We start from the raw sequence: 18540 nt of genomic DNA, 5'->3' as shown, positions 1-18540 counted from the left end.
AGCCGCCGACCCCGCCGCGCACCTCGGGCCTCGTGGCCCGCTCGGCGTGTGGCTTGAGCAGCTCGACGGCCTGGTCACCGGTGCAGCGCAAGGCAGCCTCGAAAGAAACCGTCACCGCCAACTGACTTCCGTGAGGGGAACCCTGAGGGAATCTGATTCCCTCAGGGTTCCCCTCACGGCTTTTGTCAGCGCAGGTCGAAGCGCGCTGCCGCGGGGACGTGCGCCAGCGGAGCCGCCGGAGCGGATTCCGTCCACGGGCGCGCCGGGACCGTGCCTGCCAGCGAAATCCGGGCCGACGTCTTGGCCAGGTCGATGGTCAGCTTCGGCGGATTCGCGGGGGCGGTGATGAAACTGTTGTCCGTCCCGCCGATCACCAGTGCCAGCCGGTGCCCGGCCGGGACGACGTGGTCCGTGCTCGCGAGCCGGAACGTCATCGTGTACGCCTTGCCCGGCGTGAGCTGCGCTTCCCGGCTCAGGGACTGGTAGTTCGCCAGGTCCGCCCAGCCGCGGCTGATGATCGTGTAGTCCACCTTCTTCGTGTCCGCGCTGGTCACCTTGTAGCAAGCGCTGTCGCCGTCGGTGCTCGAACCCCAGCACGTGCGGTCTGTGCCGGTCACGATTCCCTCGCCAGGGCCGGAGAAATTGCGGATCGTCGCCGGGCCGTAGTCCACCAGCATCGCCGACAGGTGCGCGGTCGAGGTGCTCGGCGTCGCCGTCACGGTGATCGACGAGGTGCCCGACACCTGCACCGGCGAGGTGAGCGCGGCGGTGCTGTACAGCACGCGATTCGCCGACGTGGCCGACGGATTCGCCGCCCACTCGTTCTCCCCCGCCTGCGGGTTGTCGGTGAACGACGCGGTGCCCCGGCTGCCTGCGGTGCCGAGCATGCCGACGCCTGGTGTACGGCCTGGTTGCGGACGCAGGACCGTTTCCTTGGTGCCCGGCGCCGGATAGGTCGCTTCGTTCGCCCACTGGTCCGGCTGGCGCTCGACGGTCGCCATCGGTTCCTTCTCGATGCCGTTGTCGATGCCCATCAGGTAGTGGTCGAACCACCGGTGCAGGGTGTCGACCCATTCGGTGCGGCGGTAGTCGAACGGGTCGACGTGGCCGGTCTGCGCGAGCCAGATCTTGCGCTGCACGCCCTTCGCGGCGAGCGCGTCCCACCATTGGCCGTAGTTGATCGGCATGACGTTCAGGTCGTTGACGCCGTGCGAGACGAACACGCTGGCGCGCACGTTCTTCGCGTTCGCCACGTAGTCGCGCTCCGCCCACAGCGGACCGTAGTCGCCGTTCGCGGTCGCGCCGTCGGCGAGTTTCCGGTTCTGCGCCGAGCAATCCTGGCCGCCGTTGCGCCGCTCGACGGTCTGCGCGAGCCCGTCCGGGTTGAAGCCGAACGAGACGCCGTCCGAGCGGTAGTAGTCGTACCAGGAGCTGATCGCGGAGATCGGCACGATGGTCTTGAGGCCCTCGACGCCGGTCGAGGCGACGCCGTTGGCGATGGTGCCGTCGTAGGACTTGCCGATCATCCCGACGCCGCCGTCGCTCCAGCCCGCGGTCATCTGCGTGCCGCCGGTCTTCGCGGTGTAGCCGGTCGCGCGGCCGTTCAGCCAGTCGACGACCTTCTTGGCCGACTGGACGTCCGAGTTGCCGCCGACGTCGACGCACCCGGTCGACCGGTTGGTGCCCGCCAGGTCCACGAGCACCGTCGCGTACCCGCGCGGCACGAAGTAGTTGTCGTAGAACAGCGGGAAACCGACCGGACGGCCCTGCGCGTCGTAGGTCTTGAACTGGGTTTCGTTGCCGCGCCCCACCGAGGAGTAGTACGGGCTGGCGTCCATGATCACCGGGATCTTCTTGCCCGCCTCGGCCGGTTCCTTCGGCCGCACGATGTCCGCGGCGACCCGGTCGGAGACGCCGTCCCCGTCGCCGTCCCGGCCGAGGTCGACCCACACCGTTTCCCGGATCGCCCCGGCGTAGTCGTACTGCGGTTCGCTCGCGGTTCTCGCCGGGGCGGCCGTCGCGGCCGCCGGCACCACCGCTCCCGCGGCCAGCACCGCGGCGGCGCACAGCCCTGTCAGCACACGCATTCCCGTCGCCCTCCAGAGTCGTCGTCGGGTGCCGACAACTCTGGCCGGGCGGCCGGACCCGGCATCAGGGCCGAAAGTGGGGAACCGGTCAGAGTCCCACGGTGCGGTACAGCGTGCCGACCTCGCCGCGGTTGAGCCTGCGGATGGTGCCCTGGCGCTGGTTGCCGAGCTGCACGTCGCCGACCGCGGTGCGCACGAGCTTGCGGACCGGGTGCCCGGTGGCCGCCATCAGCCTGCGCACGATGTGCTTGCGGCCCTCGTGGATCACCAGCTCGATCATGCTCCGGCCGGAATGCATGTCCTTGACCCGGAACTGGTCGACCTTCACGATCCCGTCCGGCAGCTCCCAGCCCGCGCGCAGCTCCTTGCCCAGCCCGCGCGGCACCAGGCCCTCGACCTCCGCGAAGTACGTCTTGAGCACCCGGTACGACGGGTGCATCAGGCGGTGCCCGAGGTCGCCGTCGTTGGTCAGCAGCAGCAGGCCCTCGGTGTTCTCGTCGAGCCGCCCGACGTGCACGACGCCAGGGGTCTCCTCCCACCGGCCGCGCAGGTAGTCGCCGACGCACGGGCGGCCCCGGTCGTCCGACATCGTGGAGTGCACGCCCTTGGGCTTGTTGAACGCGAGGTACACGAGGTCGTCGCGGAGGTTGACCCGCGTGCCGTCGACGTGGATCACCGCCTCGTCCGGGTGCACGCGGCGGCCCAGCTCGGTGACGACCTCGCCGTCCACCTCCACCCGGCCGGCCGCGATCAGGTCCTCGGCCGCCCGGCGCGACGCCACGCCGGCCTGCGACAGGACCTTCTGCAGGCGGATGCCGTCGGGGTGTTCGTCAGATGTCATCGATGGTGTCCACTTCGGGTAGCAGCGGAGCGATCGGGGGAAGGTCGTTCAGCGACGACAGCCCCAGTCGCTCCAGGAACAGCTCGGTCGTCACGTACAGCGTGCCCGTGGTCTCCGGGTCGGTGCCCATCTCCTCGATGAGCCCCCGCGCCAGCAGGGTCCGGATCACGCCGTCCACGTTCACCCCGCGCACCGCGGCGACCCGGGCCCGGGTGACCGGCTGCCGGTACGCGATCACGGCGAGGCTCTCCAGCGCGGCCCTGGTCAGCTTCGACCGCTGGCCGTCCAGCAGGAGCTTCTCCACGAACGGGGCGTAGGTGTCCCTAGTGTAGAACCGCCACCCTTCGCCCACGCGCCGCAGGTCGATCCCGCTCGCGCGCTCGGTGAACTTCTGCGCCATCGTCCGCAGCGCGACGGTCACCCTGGCGACCGGCTGCTGCAGCGTTTCGGCGAGGGAATCCTCGGCGATCGGCGAATCCACGACGAGCAGGAGAGCTTCGAGAGCGGCTTCGAGCGCCTCGTCCGACTCGACGCTGGGCAGGCCGCTGTCCACGGCGACCAGTCCTTCGTCGTCGGCTGGCTCGGCGGCTTCGGCTTCCGGCGCGGCTTCGGCTTCCGGCTCAGTTTCGGATGGCTCCGAGGCTTCGGGTTCCGGCTCGACGGCGTCGACGGGTTCCGGCTCGGCCTCATTTTCCGGCTGCGGCGCGGTTTCCGGCTCGGTCTCCTCGGCCTCGACCGGCTCGGCGGCGGCTTGTTCAGCTTCGACCTGAGCCTCTTCCGCCGGAGCGGCCGGAGTCTCCTCGGCCTCCGCCGTCGCGCGGTCGTCTTCGGTGCTCACCCGTATTCCTCCTCCTCGGCCGCCGCGCGGTCGTGCTCGGCGGCGGCGGACGCCTCGGCCACGCTGCCGCCGGTCCAGCGGACGTGCAGTTCCGCCAGTGCCTCCAACTGGTCGAACTGCACCGACGATTCGCGGTACAGCTCCAGCAGCGCGAGGAACCGGGCCACGACCTCCACCGTGTGCTCGCAGTCCGAGGTCAGTTCCTTGAACGTCGCCTGCCCGGCCTCGGCGAGCTTCACCCGCAGCAGCGCGGCGTGCTCGCGGACGGACACGCGGCCCATGTGGATGTGCGCGATCGACACCTGCGGCGGCGGTTTCGGCCGGAACACCGCGACCGCGATCTCCGCGAACCGCTCCGGCGTGACGCCCAGCATCACCTCCGGCAGCAGCCCGAGGTACCGCTCCTCCAGCGCCACCGACCGCGGATACCGCCGCAGCGCACCCTCTTCCAGCTCGCCGAACAGCGCGGCGACCTGCTTGTACGCGCGGTACTGCAGCATGCGCGCGAAGAGCACGTCGCGGGCTTCCAGCAGGGCCAGGTCGTCCTCGTTCTCGACCTCGGCCGCGGGCAGCAGCCGGGCGGCCTTGAGGTCGAGCAGGGTCGCCGCGATCACCAGGAACTCGGTGGTCTCGTCGAGGTTCCAGTCCGGGCCGAGCGCGCGGGTGTAGGCGATGAAGTCGTCGGTGACCGTGTGCAGGGCGACCTCGGTGACGTCCAGCTGGTGCTGCGAGATCAGCTGCAGCAGCAGGTCGAACGGGCCCTCGAAGTTTTGCAGCCGCACCTTGAACTTCGACGCGTTCTCCTCGGCGGCGGCGTATCCCTCGGGGATGGTGCCGCCGTGCACCGTCTCGTGCTCGGCCGGAGCCTCGGAAGGCGCGGCGTTCTCCGGGGATTCCTCCGGAGCTTCCGCGCCCGCGGAGCTTTCCGGAGCCGCGCCGTCGCCGGGTTCCGCCGTGCCGTCCGTGCTTTCGGTGCTCTCCGAGACTGCCGCTTCCGGCTCCGGCAGCTCGGCCGATGCCGGGTCGTCCATCAGCCCTCGGTTCCGCCGTCCTCGGCGTCCGCGCGCAATCGCTGCACCAGCACGGATTCCTCGCCGCGCTGGTCGAAGTCGGCGAGCAGCACGGCGACCGCCTCGCGGACCAGCCGGCCGCGGTCGACGACCAGCTCGTGCTTGGCGCGGAGGTTCAGCCGGGCCTGCTCCATCGCGAGCAGTTCCTCGCCGGACACGTAGACGGTGATCTTCGCGTCGTGCTTGGTGCGCCCGGATCCGCTGCGCGCCGCGTTGCGGGCCAGCTGGTCGGTGTCCGCCGGAGCGCTCGGTTTGCCGCGCTGGGCCACCGGTTCCGCCGGAGCGGGCACGGAGGGGCGTTCGAGTGCGGGGGTCGCCGGGCTGGAGGTGAGGCGGAAGAGTTCCGACGCTCCGGGCAGGGAAGCGCGCCTGCTCACCGAGCGATCACCTCGCGGGCCAGCGCGCGGTAAGCCGCGGCGCCGGCGGATTTGGGGGCCCAGGTCGTGATGGGCTCGCCCGCGACCGTCGTCTCGGGGAACCGCACGGTGCGGTTGATCACCGTGTCGAACACGGTGTCGCCGAATGCCTCGACCACGCGAGCCATGACCTCCTTCGAGTGCAGGGTTCTCGGGTCGTACATCGTGGCGAGAATCCCCGTGATGTCCAGTTTGGGGTTGAGGCGTTCCTGCACCTTCTCGATCGTGTCGATCAGGAGCGCGACGCCTCGCAGACTGAAGAACTCGCACTCCAGGGGGATGATCACACCGTCCGCGGCGGTCAATGCGTTCACCGTCAACAGGCCGAGCGAGGGCTGGCAGTCGACAAGAACATAGTCGTAGTCGTTCATCACCGGACGAAGGACCCGTAACAACGTGTGCTCGCGCCCTACCTCTGCGACGAGCTGGACCTCCGCCGCGGACAGGTCGATGTTGCTCGGCAGCAGGTCAACGCCGTCGACGCGGGTTTTGCGGAGCACGTCCTCGATCTGCACCGAGCGCTCCATGATGACGTTGTAGACCGTCTGGTCCAGTTCGTGCGGCTGAATGCCGAGCCCGACCGACAGCGCGCCCTGCGGGTCGAAGTCGACCAGCAGCACGCGGCGGCCGCATTCGGCGAGCGCGGCGCCGAGGTTGATCGTGGACGTGGTCTTGCCGACGCCGCCCTTCTGGTTGCACATCGCGAGCACCTTCGCCGGGCCGTGCCGCTCCAGCGGCGGCGGCTCGGGGATCTCGCGCAGCGGGCGCCCGGTCGGCCCGATCCCGCTCTCCGCGCGCTCCTTCGCCCGCATCCGGGCGCGTTCGGCGCGGGTCAGCGGCCGTTCCGCCTCGTCGCCCTCGTGGTCCGCCGGGGTGGCGATCCGCGCGTGCTCGAGATTCGCCGCGGCCGAACCGGAGGTCCCGGCGGACCCGGCTGGCCCGGCTGGCGCTGCCGGGTCCTCCGGCTGGTTCGGGGTCGGTGTCGACATGGCGCGAAAGCTCCTTGTTCGGCGGGGTCTCCGGCAGCCTATGCGGATTTCCGGAGCCCCGGCAAAGCGCCGCGCCGGGCCGCACGGGCCGAGTCACCGCAGCGTGGGAAGGCTCTGGGACCGCCGGAGCGTTCAGCCGAGCGCGCGCGGATGCGCGGTGGCGTAGACCTCTCGCAGCGTCGTGACCGTGACGAGCGTGTACACCTGGGTCGTGGTCACCGACGCGTGGCCGAGCAGTTCCTGCACCACGCGGACGTCCGCGCCGCCCTCCAGCAGGTGGGTCGCGAACGAGTGCCGCAGGGTGTGCGGCGAGACCGCGGCGGTGATCCCGGCCCGCTCGGCGGTGTCCTTGAGGACCTGCCACGCGCTCTGCCGGGAAAGCCGGCTGCCGCGGGCGTTGAGGAAGATCGCGGAGGTGCCGCGGCCGTTCGCGGCGAGCGCCGGGCGGGCGCGGACCAGGTACGCATCCAGTGCTTCCAGCGCGGGACGGCCGATCGGCACCAGCCGTTGTTTGCCGCCCTTGCCGTCGAGCAGGACGGTCCGCTCGGTGTCGTCCACGTCGTCCACATCGAGCCCGACCGCCTCGGAAATCCGGGCTCCGGTCGAGTACAGCAGCTCCAGCAGCGCCCGGTCGCGCAAGGCGCGTTCCCCGTCCGGCGGCGGAGTGTCGAGCAGCTTGAGGACGTCCCCGACCGGCAACGCCTTGGGCAGTCGTTTCGCCGCGGCCGGCGGACGGACGTCGCGCGCCGGATCGTGTTCGGTGAGACCGTCTGCGTGCGCGAATTTGTGCAGCCCCCGCACCGCGACCAGCGCCCGAGCCGCCGACGACGCCGCCAGCGGCTGGTGTTCCTCGTCGCCCTCGCGCAGCGCGGCACCGAACGACGTGACGTGCGCGGGCGTGACCTCGGTCAGCCGCGCGACCCCCGCCGCTTCCAGATGGGCGGCGTAACGGCGGAGGTCGCGGGAGTAGCTGTCGAGGGTGTTGCGGGCGGTGCCGCGCTCGACGACGAGGTGATCGAGGTACGTGGCTATCGCGCCTCGCACCTCGACACCCGCATCATTCACGCCGCCACTCTAGGACGGCGCACCGACAGAACCCGGAAATTAGCCCTCGGCCAGTCGGCGGGCGAACCGGGACGGCCGGTCCTGCCACGGCGCGTCGGCCGGGCGCGTCTCCGCCGCCCCGGTCAGCACCGCATGTGCCGAGAGGACGCCGGAGACAGTCGCCCCGTTGACCAGCTCGCCGGAAAGCGCCATCCGGACCGCCTCGGCGAGCGGGAACTTCCGCACCACCAGGTCGGCCTCCTCGTCGCCGAGCACTTCACGGTCCACTTCGGACAGATCGCGGGCGAGGAAGACGCGCACGACCTCGTCGGTGAACCCGGGCGAGGCCGCGACGTCGACCAGCGTGTCCCAGCTGCCCGCGGCGAGCCCGGCCTCTTCGGCCAGCTCGCGCCGGGCCGCGTCGACCGGGTCCTCCCCCGGCTTGTCGATCAGCCCGGCGGGCAGCTCCCACAGCCTGCGCCCGAGCGGATGCCGGTACTGGTGCACGAGCGTGACGTTGTCCTCGCTGTCCAGCGCCGCGATCACGACCGCGCCGAGGTGCTCGACCACCTCGCGCTTGGCGGTTTCCCCGCCGGGCATCACGACGTCGTCGACCCGGAGGCCGACGACGCGTCCCACGTGGACGACCGTGCTGCCGGCCACGGAGAACTCGTGCGTGCCGGGCGCGCTCACCGAGCCGCCACGGGCGTCTCGGGCAGTTCGACCGGGAGCCGCTCGGCGACCTTGCGGTCCACGACGGCCTTCACGAACGCGCTGAACAGCGGGTGCGGCCGGGTCGGGCGGCTCTTCAGCTCGGGGTGCGCCTGGGTGCCCACGAAGAACGGGTGCACGTCCGCGGGCAGTTCGACGAACTCGACGAGCCGGTCGTCCGGCGAGGTGCCGGAGAACACGAGCCCCGCGTCGCCGATCTGCTTGCGGTAGGCGTTGTTCACCTCGTAGCGGTGCCGGTGGCGCTCGGACACCTCGGTGGTGCCGTACGCCTTGGCGACCTGCGAACCCGCCTTGAGCTTCGCCGGGTACGCGCCGAGCCGCATCGTGCCGCCCATGTCGCGCTCGCCCGCGACGACGTCGCGCTGGTCGGCCATGGTCGAGATCACCGCGTGCTTGGTGTCCTCGTCGAACTCGGCCGAGTTCGCGCCCTCGATGCCCGCGAGGTTCCGGGCGCTCTCGATGACCATGCACTGCAGCCCGAGGCACAGCCCGAGCAGCGGGACGCCGTGCGTGCGCGCGTAGTGGATCGCGCCGACCTTGCCCTCGATGCCGCGGATGCCGAACCCGCCCGGGATCAGCACACCGTCCACATCGGACAGCACGGACGCCGCGCCGGACTCGGTCTGCGCGTCGTCCGAGGCGACCCACACGATCTCGACCTTGGCCCGGTGCGCGAACCCGCCCGCGCGCAGCGCCTCGGTGACCGAGAGGTACGCGTCCGGCAGGTCGATGTACTTGCCCACCACCGCGACCCGGACGATCTCGCTCGGGTTGTGCACGCGGTCGAGCAGGTCGCCCCACACCGTCCAGTCGACGTCGCGGAACGGCAGGCCGAGGCGGCGCACCACGTAGGCGTCGAGCGCCTCGCCGTGCAGCACCTTCGGAATGTCGTAGATCGAGCGCGCGTCCGGGCAGGCGATGACCGCCTCGGTGTCGACGTCGCACATCAGGCCGATCTTGCGCTTGAGGTCGTCCGGGATTTCCCGGTCCGCGCGGCACACGAGCGCGTCCGGCTGGATGCCGATGTTGCGCAGCGCGGCGACCGAGTGCTGGGTCGGCTTGGTCTTGAGCTCGCCCGACGGGGCGAGGTACGGCACCAGCGACACGTGCAGGAAGAAGCACTGGTCGCGGCCGACGTCGTGGCGCACCTGGCGGCACGCCTCGAGGAACGGCAGCGACTCGATGTCGCCGACCGTGCCGCCGACCTCGGTGATCACCACGTCCGGCGCGACGCCGTTCTCGTCCGGCCCGGCCGCGGCGGTGATCCGCGCCTTGATCTCGTCGGTGATGTGCGGGATCACCTGGACGGTGTCGCCGAGGTACTCGCCGCGGCGTTCCTTGGCGATCACCTCCGAGTACACCTGTCCGGTGGTGACGTTCGCCTTGCCGTCGAGAGAGCGGTCGAGGAAGCGCTCGTAGTGCCCGATGTCGAGATCGGTCTCGGCGCCGTCGTCGGTGACGAACACCTCGCCGTGCTGGAACGGGTTCATCGTCCCGGGGTCGACATTGAGGTACGGGTCGAGCTTCTGCATCGTCACGCGAAGCCCGCGCGAAGTGAGCAGCTGTCCGAGGCTGGACGCCGTCAGACCCTTACCCAGAGAGGAGGCAACGCCTCCGGTGACAAAGACATACTTGGTAGCCCGCGACTGAAGTCCCACGGGCCGCCAGCATATCCCACTCCCGCCGGATCGCTCGCCGACGCCTCTTCCCGGCGCGGCGGAATCGGTTCACCCGCGCCGCGCTAGGCTGCGCGGCGTGCCGAACCTCCGCGATGACCACTGGACCGCCCCGGTCGCGGGCGCCTCTCTGGACGCCGCGGTGCGCGTCCCCGGATCGAAGTCGATCACCAACCGGGCCTACGTGCTCGCCGCGCTCGCGAGCGCGCCCACCCGGGTGCGCCATCCGCTCGATTCGCGCGACACACGGCTGATGCTCGGCGCGCTCGCCTCGCTGGGCGCGCGGTCGGAAGAGACCATCGACGGCTTTCTCGTGCACCCGCTCGGCACCATCAGCGGCCGCGGCGACGAGGCCGAGGTCGTCCTCGGCAACGCGGGCACCGTCGCCCGTTTCACGCCCGCTCTCGCCACGCTCGGCGACGCCTCGGTGCAGTTCGACGGCGACGAGGCGATCCGACGCCGTCCGATCGACCCGCTGCTGGCCGCGCTGCGCAAGCTCGGCGCGCGGATCGACGACGGCGGACGCGGCGCGCCGCCGTTCACCGTCCACGGCACCGGCGGGCTGCGCGGCGGCCGGGTGGACCTCGATTCGTCGGCCTCCAGCCAGTTCCTGTCCGCGCTGCTGCTCGCCGGCCCGGCGTTCGAACAGGGCGTGACGGTGCGGCTGGTCGGCGGCGCCCCGCCGAGCGAACCGCACATCGCGATGACGCTGGACATGCTGCGCCGGTTCGGGGCCACTGTGGACCGTTCGGGCACGGAATTCCATGTGGAGCCGGCGAAACTCTCGTGCCCGGAGTACGTCGTGGAACCGGACCTGTCCACCGCGGCCCCGTTCGTGGCCGCCGCGGTGGTCGGCGGCGGGACGGTCCGCGTGCAGGGCTGGCCGAAGCAGACCACGCAGCCGGGCGACTGGCTGCGCGGCCTGGTGACCGAACTGGGCGCGAAGGCGACGCTGGACGACACCGGCCTGTCCGTCACCGGCGGCGGCGCGTTCCCCGGCATCGACCTCGACCTGCACGAGGTCGGCGAACTGACCCCGGTCATCGCGGCGATGCTGTGCTTCGCCGAGAGCCCGTCGAGCATCACCGGCGTCGCGCACCTGCGCGGCCACGAGACCGACCGGCTCACCGCGTTGGCCACCGAACTGTCCGGTCTGGGCGCGGGCGTCACCGAGCTTGAGGACGGCCTGGAGATCACTCCGGCTCCGATGCACGGCGGTGTTTTCCACACTTACGAGGACCACCGGCTGGTCATGGCTGCCGCGGTGCTCGGCCTGCGCGTGCCCGGTGTGCTGGTCGAGAACCCGGACACGGTCGGCAAGACGTTCCCGAAGTTCGTCGAGACCTGGACCGACGCCGTCAGCTGAGCATCCGGCGGATCTCGTCGGCGACCACCTCGGGTTCGGTGACCGGCACCAGATGGCCGGACTTCTCCGCGATCCGATGCCGTCCACGCGGCGAAACCCGTTGTGCGTGCGCGGCATTCGCCTCCGCGCGCACCGCGGCGTTCATCCCGTCTCCAGCGCGCCCGCCGGACACGATCGTCACCGGAAAGTCGCCCGGCGCGGGCGGATTCGTCCGCCAGGCCGCCAGCTCGTCGAGGAACGTCCGCGCCTGCTCGGTTTGCGTGCGCAGCACCTGCGGCGTAAAGCCTTCGCGCACCAGATCGCGCCGGACGTCTTCGGGAGCCGCCCGCAACATCGGGCGGTACAAGAACTTCAGCAACCCGGTTGCCGCGAGAACCCGGCCAGTGCGAAGAAAAGCCCGTTCGGCACCGCGGAATCGGGGCGAGAACAAGACATCCGCCGCTTCGTCGGTCGGGTCGACCAGGACCAGCCCCGCGATCTTCGCCGCGGTCCGGGACGCGGCGAGCCGCGCGATCGGTCCCCCGGCGCTGTGCCCGACGAGCACGTACGGCCCCGGGCCGAAGTGATCCAGCAGGTCCACGAGGTCGTCGGCCATCCGGTCCAGCGTCCGCCCGGACGGATCCGGCGCGCTGCGGCCGAGCCCGGACCGGTCGTAGACCACCGCCCGCGCGAACTCGCCGACCAGCGGCTGCACGAGCCCCCACGAGGACCGGCCCGCCCCGGCACCCGCCTCGAAAACCACCGTCGGACCAGTTCCAGGACCGGGCAGGACCATCGCGTACAGCCGCCGTCCGTCCTTTGTGGACACCCACTCCGGCTCGCCTTGCACGTGCGCCACCAGCGACCCCCAGTTCGAAGTTAGGGTCACCTTACTAGAGAGTCAGCCCGCCGGGCGCTCGTCCTGCTCGTCGTCGCCGAAGAGGTCGCGCAAGGTCACCGCGCGGTTGACCCGGACATGCTCGGCGGCGTACTCGCGCGCCCGCTCCACGTCGCCGGACCCGATCGCGTCCACCAGCCTGCGGTGCTCGTCGAGCAGTTCATCCCAGTGCTCGTTCTGGCTGGTCAGCCACCGCAGCTGGCCCTCGAGCGGATGCAGCATCGTGGTGAGCAGCCGGTTGCCCGCGATGGCGATGATCTCGTCGTGCAGCCTGCTGTTGACCTCAGAGATCCGCGCACCGTCACCACCCTGGGTGACCCGCGCGGACTCGGCGAGCAGCCGCTCCAGCCGCCGCATCTCCGGCTTCCCGGCCCGTTCCGCGGCACGTGCGGCGGCGAGGCTTTCCAGCGCCTCCCGGACGTCGAACAGCTCCTCGACGTCCACCCGAGCCAGCTGCCGCACCACCACCCGCCGCGGCGAAGGCACGACGACGAACCCTTCGGATTCCAGGCTGCGGATCGCCTCGCGCACCGGCACCCGCGAGACCCCGAGATCCTCGGCCAGTTCGCGCTCGACCAGCCGGTCCCCCGGCCGCAGCCGACCGGTCAGGATCCGCTCGCGCAGCTCGTCGAGCACCCGGGCGCGCGTCGCCGCGAGCGGCTGCCGATCCTCGGTGGCGCCCACCCGTCCCCCTCTCGCCGACATCGGACATCGGCGAGTTTATCGGGTAGAGGGTTGACTCAGCAGCCATCCGGAGCGATATTTGGGATCCCAAGTTTGGGATACCAAAGCTGCCGGCACGTCGACCGGAGGTCTGCAATGACGCACGCCCCGTCCACCGAAACCAGCGCGACCAGCACCGTCGAACCCGACCCCCGGCTGTGGAACGAGGACCTCGCGCCCGCCAAGGAGCGCCGCTGGAAGGTGTACGACATCTTCGCGCTCTGGATGTCGGACGTGCACAACCTCGGCAACTACACCTTCGCCGCCGGGCTGTTCGTGCTCGGGCTGTCGGCCTGGCAGGTGTTCACCGCGCTGCTGTTCGGGTTCGTGATCATCTTCTTCGGGATGAACCTGATGGGCCGGATCGGCCAGCGCACCGGCGTCCCGTTCCCGGTGGTCGCGCGGATCAGCTTCGGCACGTTCGGCGCGAACCTTCCCGCGCTGATCCGCGCGGTGATCGCGATCTTCTGGTACGGCATCCAGACCTATCTCGCGAGCGTCGCCATCACGCTGCTCGTGCTGGCCATCGATCCCGGCCTGAAACCGTTGACCGAACACAGTTTCCTCGGCCTGCACGCGCTCGGCTGGATGTGTTTCGTGGCGCTGTGGCTGGTGCAGGCGTTCGTGCTGACCCGCGGCATGGAGGCGGTGCGGAAGTTCCAGGACTGGTGCGGCCCGCTGATCTGGATCGTGATGATCGCGCTCGCGGTCTGGATCCTCGCCGCGAGCCACTGGCACATCTCGTTCACCAGCAGCCCGCGGCACCTGTCCGGCGGCGAGCAGGTGCGGCAGTGGTTCGGCGCGGCCGGGCTGATCCTGTCCACCTACGGCACGCTGATGCTCAACTTCTGCGACTTCTCCCGCAACGCCCCGGACCAGAAAACGGTGCGGCGCGGCAACTTCTGGGGCCTTCCGGTGAACTCGACGGCGTTCGCGCTGCTGTCGGTGATCGTCACCGCGGGCAGCCTGCAGGTGTTCGGCGAGGCGATCACCGACCCGGCCGAACTGCTCGCCAAGGTGCACAACACGCCGGTGCTGATCATCGGGGCGCTGACCTTCGCCATCGCCACGATGGGCGTCAACATCGTCGCGAACTTCGTCTCCCCCGCCTACGACCTGGCCAACATCTGGCCGAAGCGGATCTCGTTCACCGTCGGCGGGATGATCAGCGCCGTCGCCGCGCTGTGCGTGCTGCCGTGGAAGCTGTACTCGTCGCCGGTGGTGGTCAACTACTTCCTCGGCGGGCTCGGCGCGTTCCTCGGGCCGCTGTTCGGGATCATGATCGTCGACTACTACCTGATCCGTCGCGGCAAGGTCGACGTCGAGCAGCTGTTCGTGCGCGACGGCAAGTACCCCAAGGTGAATCCGCGCGCGATGGCCGCGTTCTTCCCGTGCGCCGTGCTGTCCGCGGTGATCGCGCTGGTGCCGTTCTTCGCGCCGGCCGCGCCGTACTCGTGGTTCCTCGGCACCGCCAGCGCCGGAGTGCTCTACTACGCCGTTTCGTACCGCCAGCGGAGGGCTTGATGCGGATCCTCGTCACCAACTGCAACACCACCGAGGCGATGACGAAGGAGATCGAGACCGGAGCGCGGGCCGCGGCCAGCCCCGGGACCGAAATCGTCGCTCTGACGCCGAAGTGGGGCCCGGAATCGGCAGAGGGCTGGCTGGACAGCTTCCTGTCCGCGGCGGCGGTGCTGGACCTGTTGCGCACCACCGAGGAATCGTTCGACGCGGTCGTCCTCGCCGGTTTCGGCGAGCACGGCCGCGAGGGCGCGCGGGAACTGCTGGACGTGCCGGTCGTCGACATCACCGAAGCCGCGGCGCATCTCGCCGGGCTGCTCGGCCGCCGGTACGGAGTGGTGACGACGCTGGACCGCACGTGCGGACTGATCGAGGACAGCCTGCATTCGGCCGGAGTGGACCGAAACTGCGTCGCGGTCGTCGGCACCGGGCTGAGCGTGCTGGAGCTGCGCGACGAGGAACGGACCGAATCAGCCCTGCTCACCGCGGGATTGCGGGCCCGCGACGCCGGCGCCGAGGTGCTCGTGCTCGGCTGCGCCGGGATGACCGGGCTGGACCGCAAGATGTCGGCGATGCTCGACGTCCCGGTGGTCGACGGCGTCGCCGCCGCGGTCCGGCTCGCGGAATCCCTGGTGGCACTGGGATTGCGCACCAGCCGGGCCGGGTCTTACGCCCGCCCGCTCGAGAAACACCGCACCTGGCCCGGCGCGTAACTGGTACGTGAGGGGAACCCTGAGGGAATCAGAGTCAATCAGGGTTCCCCTCACGTACCTTGCGCTCAGGCGCGCACCGGCACCCGGGCGCGGCCGGTCAGCGCCTTGCTCCACGGCAGCCGCCGCAGCACCTCGACGATGCCGAAGGTCAGCGCGATCGTCGCCGGGTACGCCACCAGCGTCGTCCACGGCGCGCCGTACTTGTCGCCGACGAAGACGAACAGCGGGTCCAGCAAGGCGATCGCGATCGGGTGGGTCAGGAACACCGCGAACGACCGGTTCACCGCCCAGGACACGAACCGCCCGCCGCGCTGCCTGCTCTCCGCCCAGCGCGCGCCCGCCAGGTAGATCCCGGCGATTGCCGCGACGAACCACGGGATCAGGTAAGGGCGGAAGGCGTCCGACGCCATCTCCGGCCACTCTCCGAAGCGGACGCTCACGAAGTAGCCGGTCTCCGCGATCACGAGCCCGCCCGCCATCGCCAGCAGCACCCAGCGCGAATGCGTGCGCAGCCAGGCGTGCACCGCCTCGAAGTGCAGCGCCGCCGCGGTGCCGAGCAGCATGTAGAACTGGTACACGACGAAAGTCGCGAAAAACTGGCTCACGAAGCCGTATCCCAGCACGGCGGGCGGGTAGCTCATGAAGATCGCCACCGCCACCTGGATCGTGCCGGAGACCGCCAGCACCGTCCACGGACGGCGGCGGATCAGGTCGAACAGCTTGGCCAGCAACGGGAAAAGCAGGTACACCTGCAGCGTCACCAGCATGAAATACATGTGGTACCAGGCGTTTCCGGTGAGCAGGTCCAGCCCGAGCGTGCGCAGCTGCGCGCCGACCGACCCGAAGGGCTGGTCCGAGGTGATCAGCGAATAAACCCGGTAGATGACCGTCCACACCACGTACGGCACCGCGACCAGCGGGAACCGCCTGCGCCAGAACTTCCCGGTCTGCACCGGCCGGTCGCGGTAGCCGAACACGAGCACGAACGCGGTCAGCGCGAAGAACGCTTCGCGGGTCAGGTGCAGCGGCGTCTGGATCGCGTCGGCGACGACGTCCTGCTGGAACGTGGTGGAGCCGATCACGTGGATGAGGATGACCAAGGCGAACGTGACGACGCGGTACAAATCGAGCTGCCGCAGGTGCGTCGGCCTGGCGGGCGCCGGCTCGTCCGCACGGACGAGCGGGATCTCGGTAGTGGTCATCGTTCGGCCGTGCTCCCGGGGTCGTTGGCGCTCATGGTGCCAGGCTCTCGTGCGCAGCTGTGAGCCACCCATGATCTTCCTGAGACTCGCCTGATGCCGCGCGGGACGGGTGTCGGGTCAGCCACACCCGTACGGGTGAACCCGGCGCCGCCGCGCGGCACCGGACCACTCGCCCCGCCTGGAACAGGCCGTTCGTCGGGCGTTTCCGGACACTTCACCACAAATCGCCCCGGCCTGGAAATTGGTCTAGTCCACAGTATTGACTCCGGCTGTGCCCTGGTTCACATTCGAACACGGGCCGGCCCCAGCTCCTGCAGTGATCACCCGTCGTCCGACGCTTGCCGCGCATTCCCGTGCGGCAGGCGGACTTCGCTTGTGCGAGGGAGAAACGCTTATGCCCCACCGGACCTTGAGACCGCTGGCCGTGGCCTGCGCCGCCGTGGCCGCCGTGGTCGTGGCCGGTCTCACCATCCTGGCCCGGCCCGCCCCGGCCACCGCGACGCCCGCGCCCTCCTCGGGAGGGATGCGCATCGCCTACTTCGACCAATGGAGCATCTACCAGAACGCCTACTACCTCAAGAACGTCGACAAGATCGCCGACAACATCGACTACCTGCTCTACGACTTCGAGAACATCGACCCGACCAACCTCACCTGCTTCGAGACGACCAAGGCGACGACCCCCGACCCCGGCGGCGAGGACGACCCGAACGCGGGCGACGGCGCGGGCGACCAGTTCGCCGACTACCAGAAGTCGTTCGGCTCGGACATCAGCGTCGACGGTTCCGCCGACACCTACAACATGCCGATCGTCGGCAACTTCCACCAGCTGCAGGAACTCAAGGCACGGCACCCGAACCTGAAGGTGCTGCTGTCGCTCGGCGGCTGGACGTATTCGAAGTACTTCTCCGACGCCGCCGCCACGGACGCCTCGCGCAAGAAGTTCGTGAGCTCCTGCATCGACATGTTCATCAAGGGCAACATCCCGAACGCGGGCGGCTTCGGCGGCCCCGGCACCGCCGCGAACATCTTCGACGGGTTCGACATCGACTGGGAGTACCCGGCGCACCCCGGCGGCCACACGGGCAACCACTACAGCCCGAACGACACCCAGAACTTCACCTCGCTGCTCGCCGAGTTCCGCGGCCAGCTGGACGCGCTGGGCAAGCATTACGCGCTCTCGGCCGCCCTGCCCGGCGGTCAGGACAAGATCGCGAAGATCCAGACCGACAAGATCCACCAGTACATGGACTTCGCGGACCCGATGACCTACGACATGCACGGCGCGTGGGACAAGACCGGTCCGACGAACTTCCAGGACCCGCTCTACCCCTCGCCGAACGACCCGTCCACGCCCATCCCGCCGGGCACCGAGAAATACACCATCGATCAGGTGATGAAGGCTTACACGCAAGGCGATCCGGCGTACGGCATCCCCGGCGGGTTCCCGGCGTCGAAGCTGACCTTGGGCATTCCCTTCTACTATCGGGGCTGGACCGGCGTGCCCGCGGGCTCGAACCACGGGCTGTACCAAACCGCGACCGGCCCGTCCGCTCCGCATCCGTTGAGCGGCAACGTGCCCGGCGTGGCGATGTACAAGGAACTCTCCGGCGTGGTCGACAATCCGTCGACGACGTTCTGGGACCCGACAACGCAATCCGCGTGGTTCTACGACGGGACGAGCTTCTACGGCGGTTCGTCGAAACAGTCGATCAAGGCGCGCACCGATTACATCCATTGCAACGGCCTCGGCGGCGCGATGATGTTCTCGCTGTACGACCTCGACCCTGATTCGACGCTGTTCCACGCCGTCGTGGACGGGCTCGCCGCGCCGACGGAGGGCTGTTCCGGCCCGCCGCCGACCACCCCGACGACGCCTACCACGCCGACCACACCCACGACACCGACTACGCCGACAACCCCGACCACGCCCACGACACCGACCACTCCGACGACTCCGCCGGGCGGCCAGTGCACGGCGGCGGCCTGGGACTCCGGCAAGGTCTACAACGGCGGCGCGGTCGTGTCGTACAACAACCACACCTGGACGGCGAAGTGGTGGACGCAGGGCGAGCAGCCCGGCAGCGCCGACGTCTGGACGGACAACGGAGCCTGCGCCGGCGGCGGCGGTCCCACGACCGCGTGCCCGGCGGCGTGGAACACCTCCCAGTCCTACAACGCGGGCGCGGTGGTGTCCTTCAACGGCCACCGCTGGTCCGCCAAGTGGTGGACGCGAGGCGAACAGCCCGGCAGCGCAGCGGTCTGGGCTGACAACGGCGCCTGCTGACCCCGCAGCAGGCGCGTGAATAACGGCGGCGGCACCGGATTCCCTACCCCGAAGGGCTGCGCAGCGCCACGAGCTGGCTGGCGAACGCGCTCATCGCCTCGGGACTTCCGTTCACTTCTGTCGCGGCCACGTGACCCTCCTCGGTTCGGTGTCTTCCT

16 protein-coding genes are annotated in these 18540 nt (G+C 70.0%); 4 read left to right on the top strand and 12 right to left on the bottom strand.

Going from position 1 to position 18540, the window contains the following annotated elements; all coding sequences use genetic code 11:
• Nucleotides 1-185: 185 nt before the first annotated feature.
• From ACWDNU_RS40530 to ACWDNU_RS40490, 9 genes are all read right to left on the bottom strand, one after another.
• A complete protein-coding gene (locus ACWDNU_RS40530) occupies nucleotides 186-2087 on the bottom strand; it encodes a Xaa-Pro dipeptidyl-peptidase (protein WP_449672751.1) in 1902 nt (633 codons plus the stop codon).
• Nucleotides 2088-2175: 88 nt separating this feature from the next.
• Nucleotides 2176-2928, bottom strand: coding sequence for a pseudouridine synthase (locus ACWDNU_RS40525; protein WP_182896874.1), 753 nt, complete (start codon nucleotides 2926-2928; stop codon nucleotides 2176-2178).
• Nucleotides 2918-3766 carry an SMC-Scp complex subunit ScpB gene (gene scpB / locus ACWDNU_RS40520; RefSeq protein ID WP_449672750.1) on the bottom strand — a complete coding sequence of 283 codons (849 nt, stop codon included), beginning with the start codon at nucleotides 3764-3766 and terminating at the stop codon, nucleotides 2918-2920. Before scpB ends, ACWDNU_RS40525 begins: the two co-directional genes overlap by 11 nt.
• The gene (locus ACWDNU_RS40515; protein WP_449672749.1) at nucleotides 3763-4797 is read right to left on the bottom strand and encodes a segregation/condensation protein A; all 1035 of its coding nucleotides are present in this window, start codon (nucleotides 4795-4797) and stop codon (nucleotides 3763-3765) included. Before ACWDNU_RS40515 ends, scpB begins: the two co-directional genes overlap by 4 nt.
• Entirely contained in the window at nucleotides 4797-5213 is a 417-nt protein-coding gene (locus tag ACWDNU_RS40510; protein ID WP_370936344.1) for a cobyrinic acid a,c-diamide synthase, read from the bottom strand. The genes ACWDNU_RS40515 and ACWDNU_RS40510 overlap by 1 nt, the downstream gene beginning before the upstream one ends.
• On the bottom strand, nucleotides 5210-6241 hold the full coding sequence (locus ACWDNU_RS40505) for a ParA family protein (protein WP_449672748.1): 1032 nt from the start codon (nucleotides 6239-6241) through the stop codon (nucleotides 5210-5212). The genes ACWDNU_RS40510 and ACWDNU_RS40505 overlap by 4 nt, the downstream gene beginning before the upstream one ends.
• Before the next feature lie 132 nt (nucleotides 6242-6373).
• Complete coding sequence (gene xerD, locus ACWDNU_RS40500; protein ID WP_370936342.1) at nucleotides 6374-7306, bottom strand: site-specific tyrosine recombinase XerD; 933 nt, start codon at nucleotides 7304-7306, stop codon at nucleotides 6374-6376.
• Nucleotides 7307-7345: 39 nt separating this feature from the next.
• On the bottom strand, nucleotides 7346-7978 hold the full coding sequence (locus ACWDNU_RS40495) for an NUDIX domain-containing protein (protein WP_449672747.1): 633 nt from the start codon (nucleotides 7976-7978) through the stop codon (nucleotides 7346-7348).
• On the bottom strand, nucleotides 7975-9675 hold the full coding sequence (locus ACWDNU_RS40490) for a CTP synthase (RefSeq protein ID WP_449672746.1): 1701 nt from the start codon (nucleotides 9673-9675) through the stop codon (nucleotides 7975-7977). Before ACWDNU_RS40490 ends, ACWDNU_RS40495 begins: the two co-directional genes overlap by 4 nt.
• Before the next feature lie 97 nt (nucleotides 9676-9772).
• Here ACWDNU_RS40490 and aroA point away from each other — a divergent pair, with 97 nt between their 5' ends.
• Nucleotides 9773-11059, top strand: a complete 1287-nt coding sequence (gene aroA / locus ACWDNU_RS40485) for a 3-phosphoshikimate 1-carboxyvinyltransferase (RefSeq protein ID WP_370936339.1) — start codon at nucleotides 9773-9775, stop codon at nucleotides 11057-11059.
• Here the strand turns inward: aroA and ACWDNU_RS40480 are convergent.
• Nucleotides 11052-11927, bottom strand: a complete 876-nt coding sequence (locus ACWDNU_RS40480; protein WP_449672745.1) for an alpha/beta fold hydrolase — start codon at nucleotides 11925-11927, stop codon at nucleotides 11052-11054. The genes aroA and ACWDNU_RS40480 overlap by 8 nt on opposite strands.
• 12 nt (nucleotides 11928-11939) lie before the next feature.
• Complete coding sequence (locus tag ACWDNU_RS40475; protein WP_370936337.1) at nucleotides 11940-12620, bottom strand: GntR family transcriptional regulator; 681 nt, start codon at nucleotides 12618-12620, stop codon at nucleotides 11940-11942.
• 135 nt (nucleotides 12621-12755) lie between these two features.
• On the opposite strand from ACWDNU_RS40475, the gene ACWDNU_RS40470 reads away from it, so the two are divergent.
• Both ACWDNU_RS40470 and ACWDNU_RS40465 read left to right on the top strand, forming a co-directional pair.
• Nucleotides 12756-14183, top strand: a complete 1428-nt coding sequence (locus ACWDNU_RS40470) for an NCS1 family nucleobase:cation symporter-1 (RefSeq protein WP_449672744.1) — start codon at nucleotides 12756-12758, stop codon at nucleotides 14181-14183.
• Nucleotides 14183-14893 (top strand): aspartate/glutamate racemase family protein, encoded by a 711-nt coding sequence (locus ACWDNU_RS40465; protein WP_449672743.1) that lies wholly within the window; start codon nucleotides 14183-14185, stop codon nucleotides 14891-14893. The genes ACWDNU_RS40470 and ACWDNU_RS40465 overlap by 1 nt, the downstream gene beginning before the upstream one ends.
• Nucleotides 14894-14958: 65 nt before the next feature.
• Here the strand turns inward: ACWDNU_RS40465 and ACWDNU_RS40460 are convergent, their stop codons facing one another.
• Entirely contained in the window at nucleotides 14959-16095 is a 1137-nt protein-coding gene (locus ACWDNU_RS40460; protein WP_449672742.1) for an acyltransferase, read from the bottom strand.
• A 394-nt stretch (nucleotides 16096-16489) separates the two neighbouring features.
• Here ACWDNU_RS40460 and ACWDNU_RS40455 point away from each other — a divergent pair, with 394 nt between their 5' ends.
• Nucleotides 16490-18382, top strand: a complete 1893-nt coding sequence (locus ACWDNU_RS40455; RefSeq protein WP_449672741.1) for a glycosyl hydrolase family 18 protein — start codon at nucleotides 16490-16492, stop codon at nucleotides 18380-18382.
• Nucleotides 18383-18540: the final 158 nt, after the last annotated feature.

The organism is Amycolatopsis sp. NPDC003676 (assembly GCF_053587275.1).
This window is presented reverse-complemented; position numbering and strand designations above follow the sequence as displayed.

What these genes read in the sequence shown, in the direction of transcription:
- ACWDNU_RS40530 (WP_449672751.1), bottom strand. Translation starts at nt 2,087, where the DNA reads ATGCGTGTGCTGACAGGGCTGTGCGCCGCCGCGGTGCTGGCCGCGGGA.
- ACWDNU_RS40470 (WP_449672744.1), top strand. Translation starts at nt 12,756, where the DNA reads ATGACGCACGCCCCGTCCACCGAAACCAGCGCGACCAGCACCGTCGAA.
- ACWDNU_RS40465 (WP_449672743.1), top strand. Translation starts at nt 14,183, where the DNA reads ATGCGGATCCTCGTCACCAACTGCAACACCACCGAGGCGATGACGAAG.
- ACWDNU_RS40505 (WP_449672748.1), bottom strand. Translation starts at nt 6,241, where the DNA reads ATGTCGACACCGACCCCGAACCAGCCGGAGGACCCGGCAGCGCCAGCC.
- ACWDNU_RS40525 (WP_182896874.1), bottom strand. Translation starts at nt 2,928, where the DNA reads ATGACATCTGACGAACACCCCGACGGCATCCGCCTGCAGAAGGTCCTG.
- ACWDNU_RS40515 (WP_449672749.1), bottom strand. Translation starts at nt 4,797, where the DNA reads ATGGACGACCCGGCATCGGCCGAGCTGCCGGAGCCGGAAGCGGCAGTC.
- ACWDNU_RS40460 (WP_449672742.1), bottom strand. Translation starts at nt 16,095, where the DNA reads ATGACCACTACCGAGATCCCGCTCGTCCGTGCGGACGAGCCGGCGCCC.
- ACWDNU_RS40455 (WP_449672741.1), top strand. Translation starts at nt 16,490, where the DNA reads ATGCCCCACCGGACCTTGAGACCGCTGGCCGTGGCCTGCGCCGCCGTG.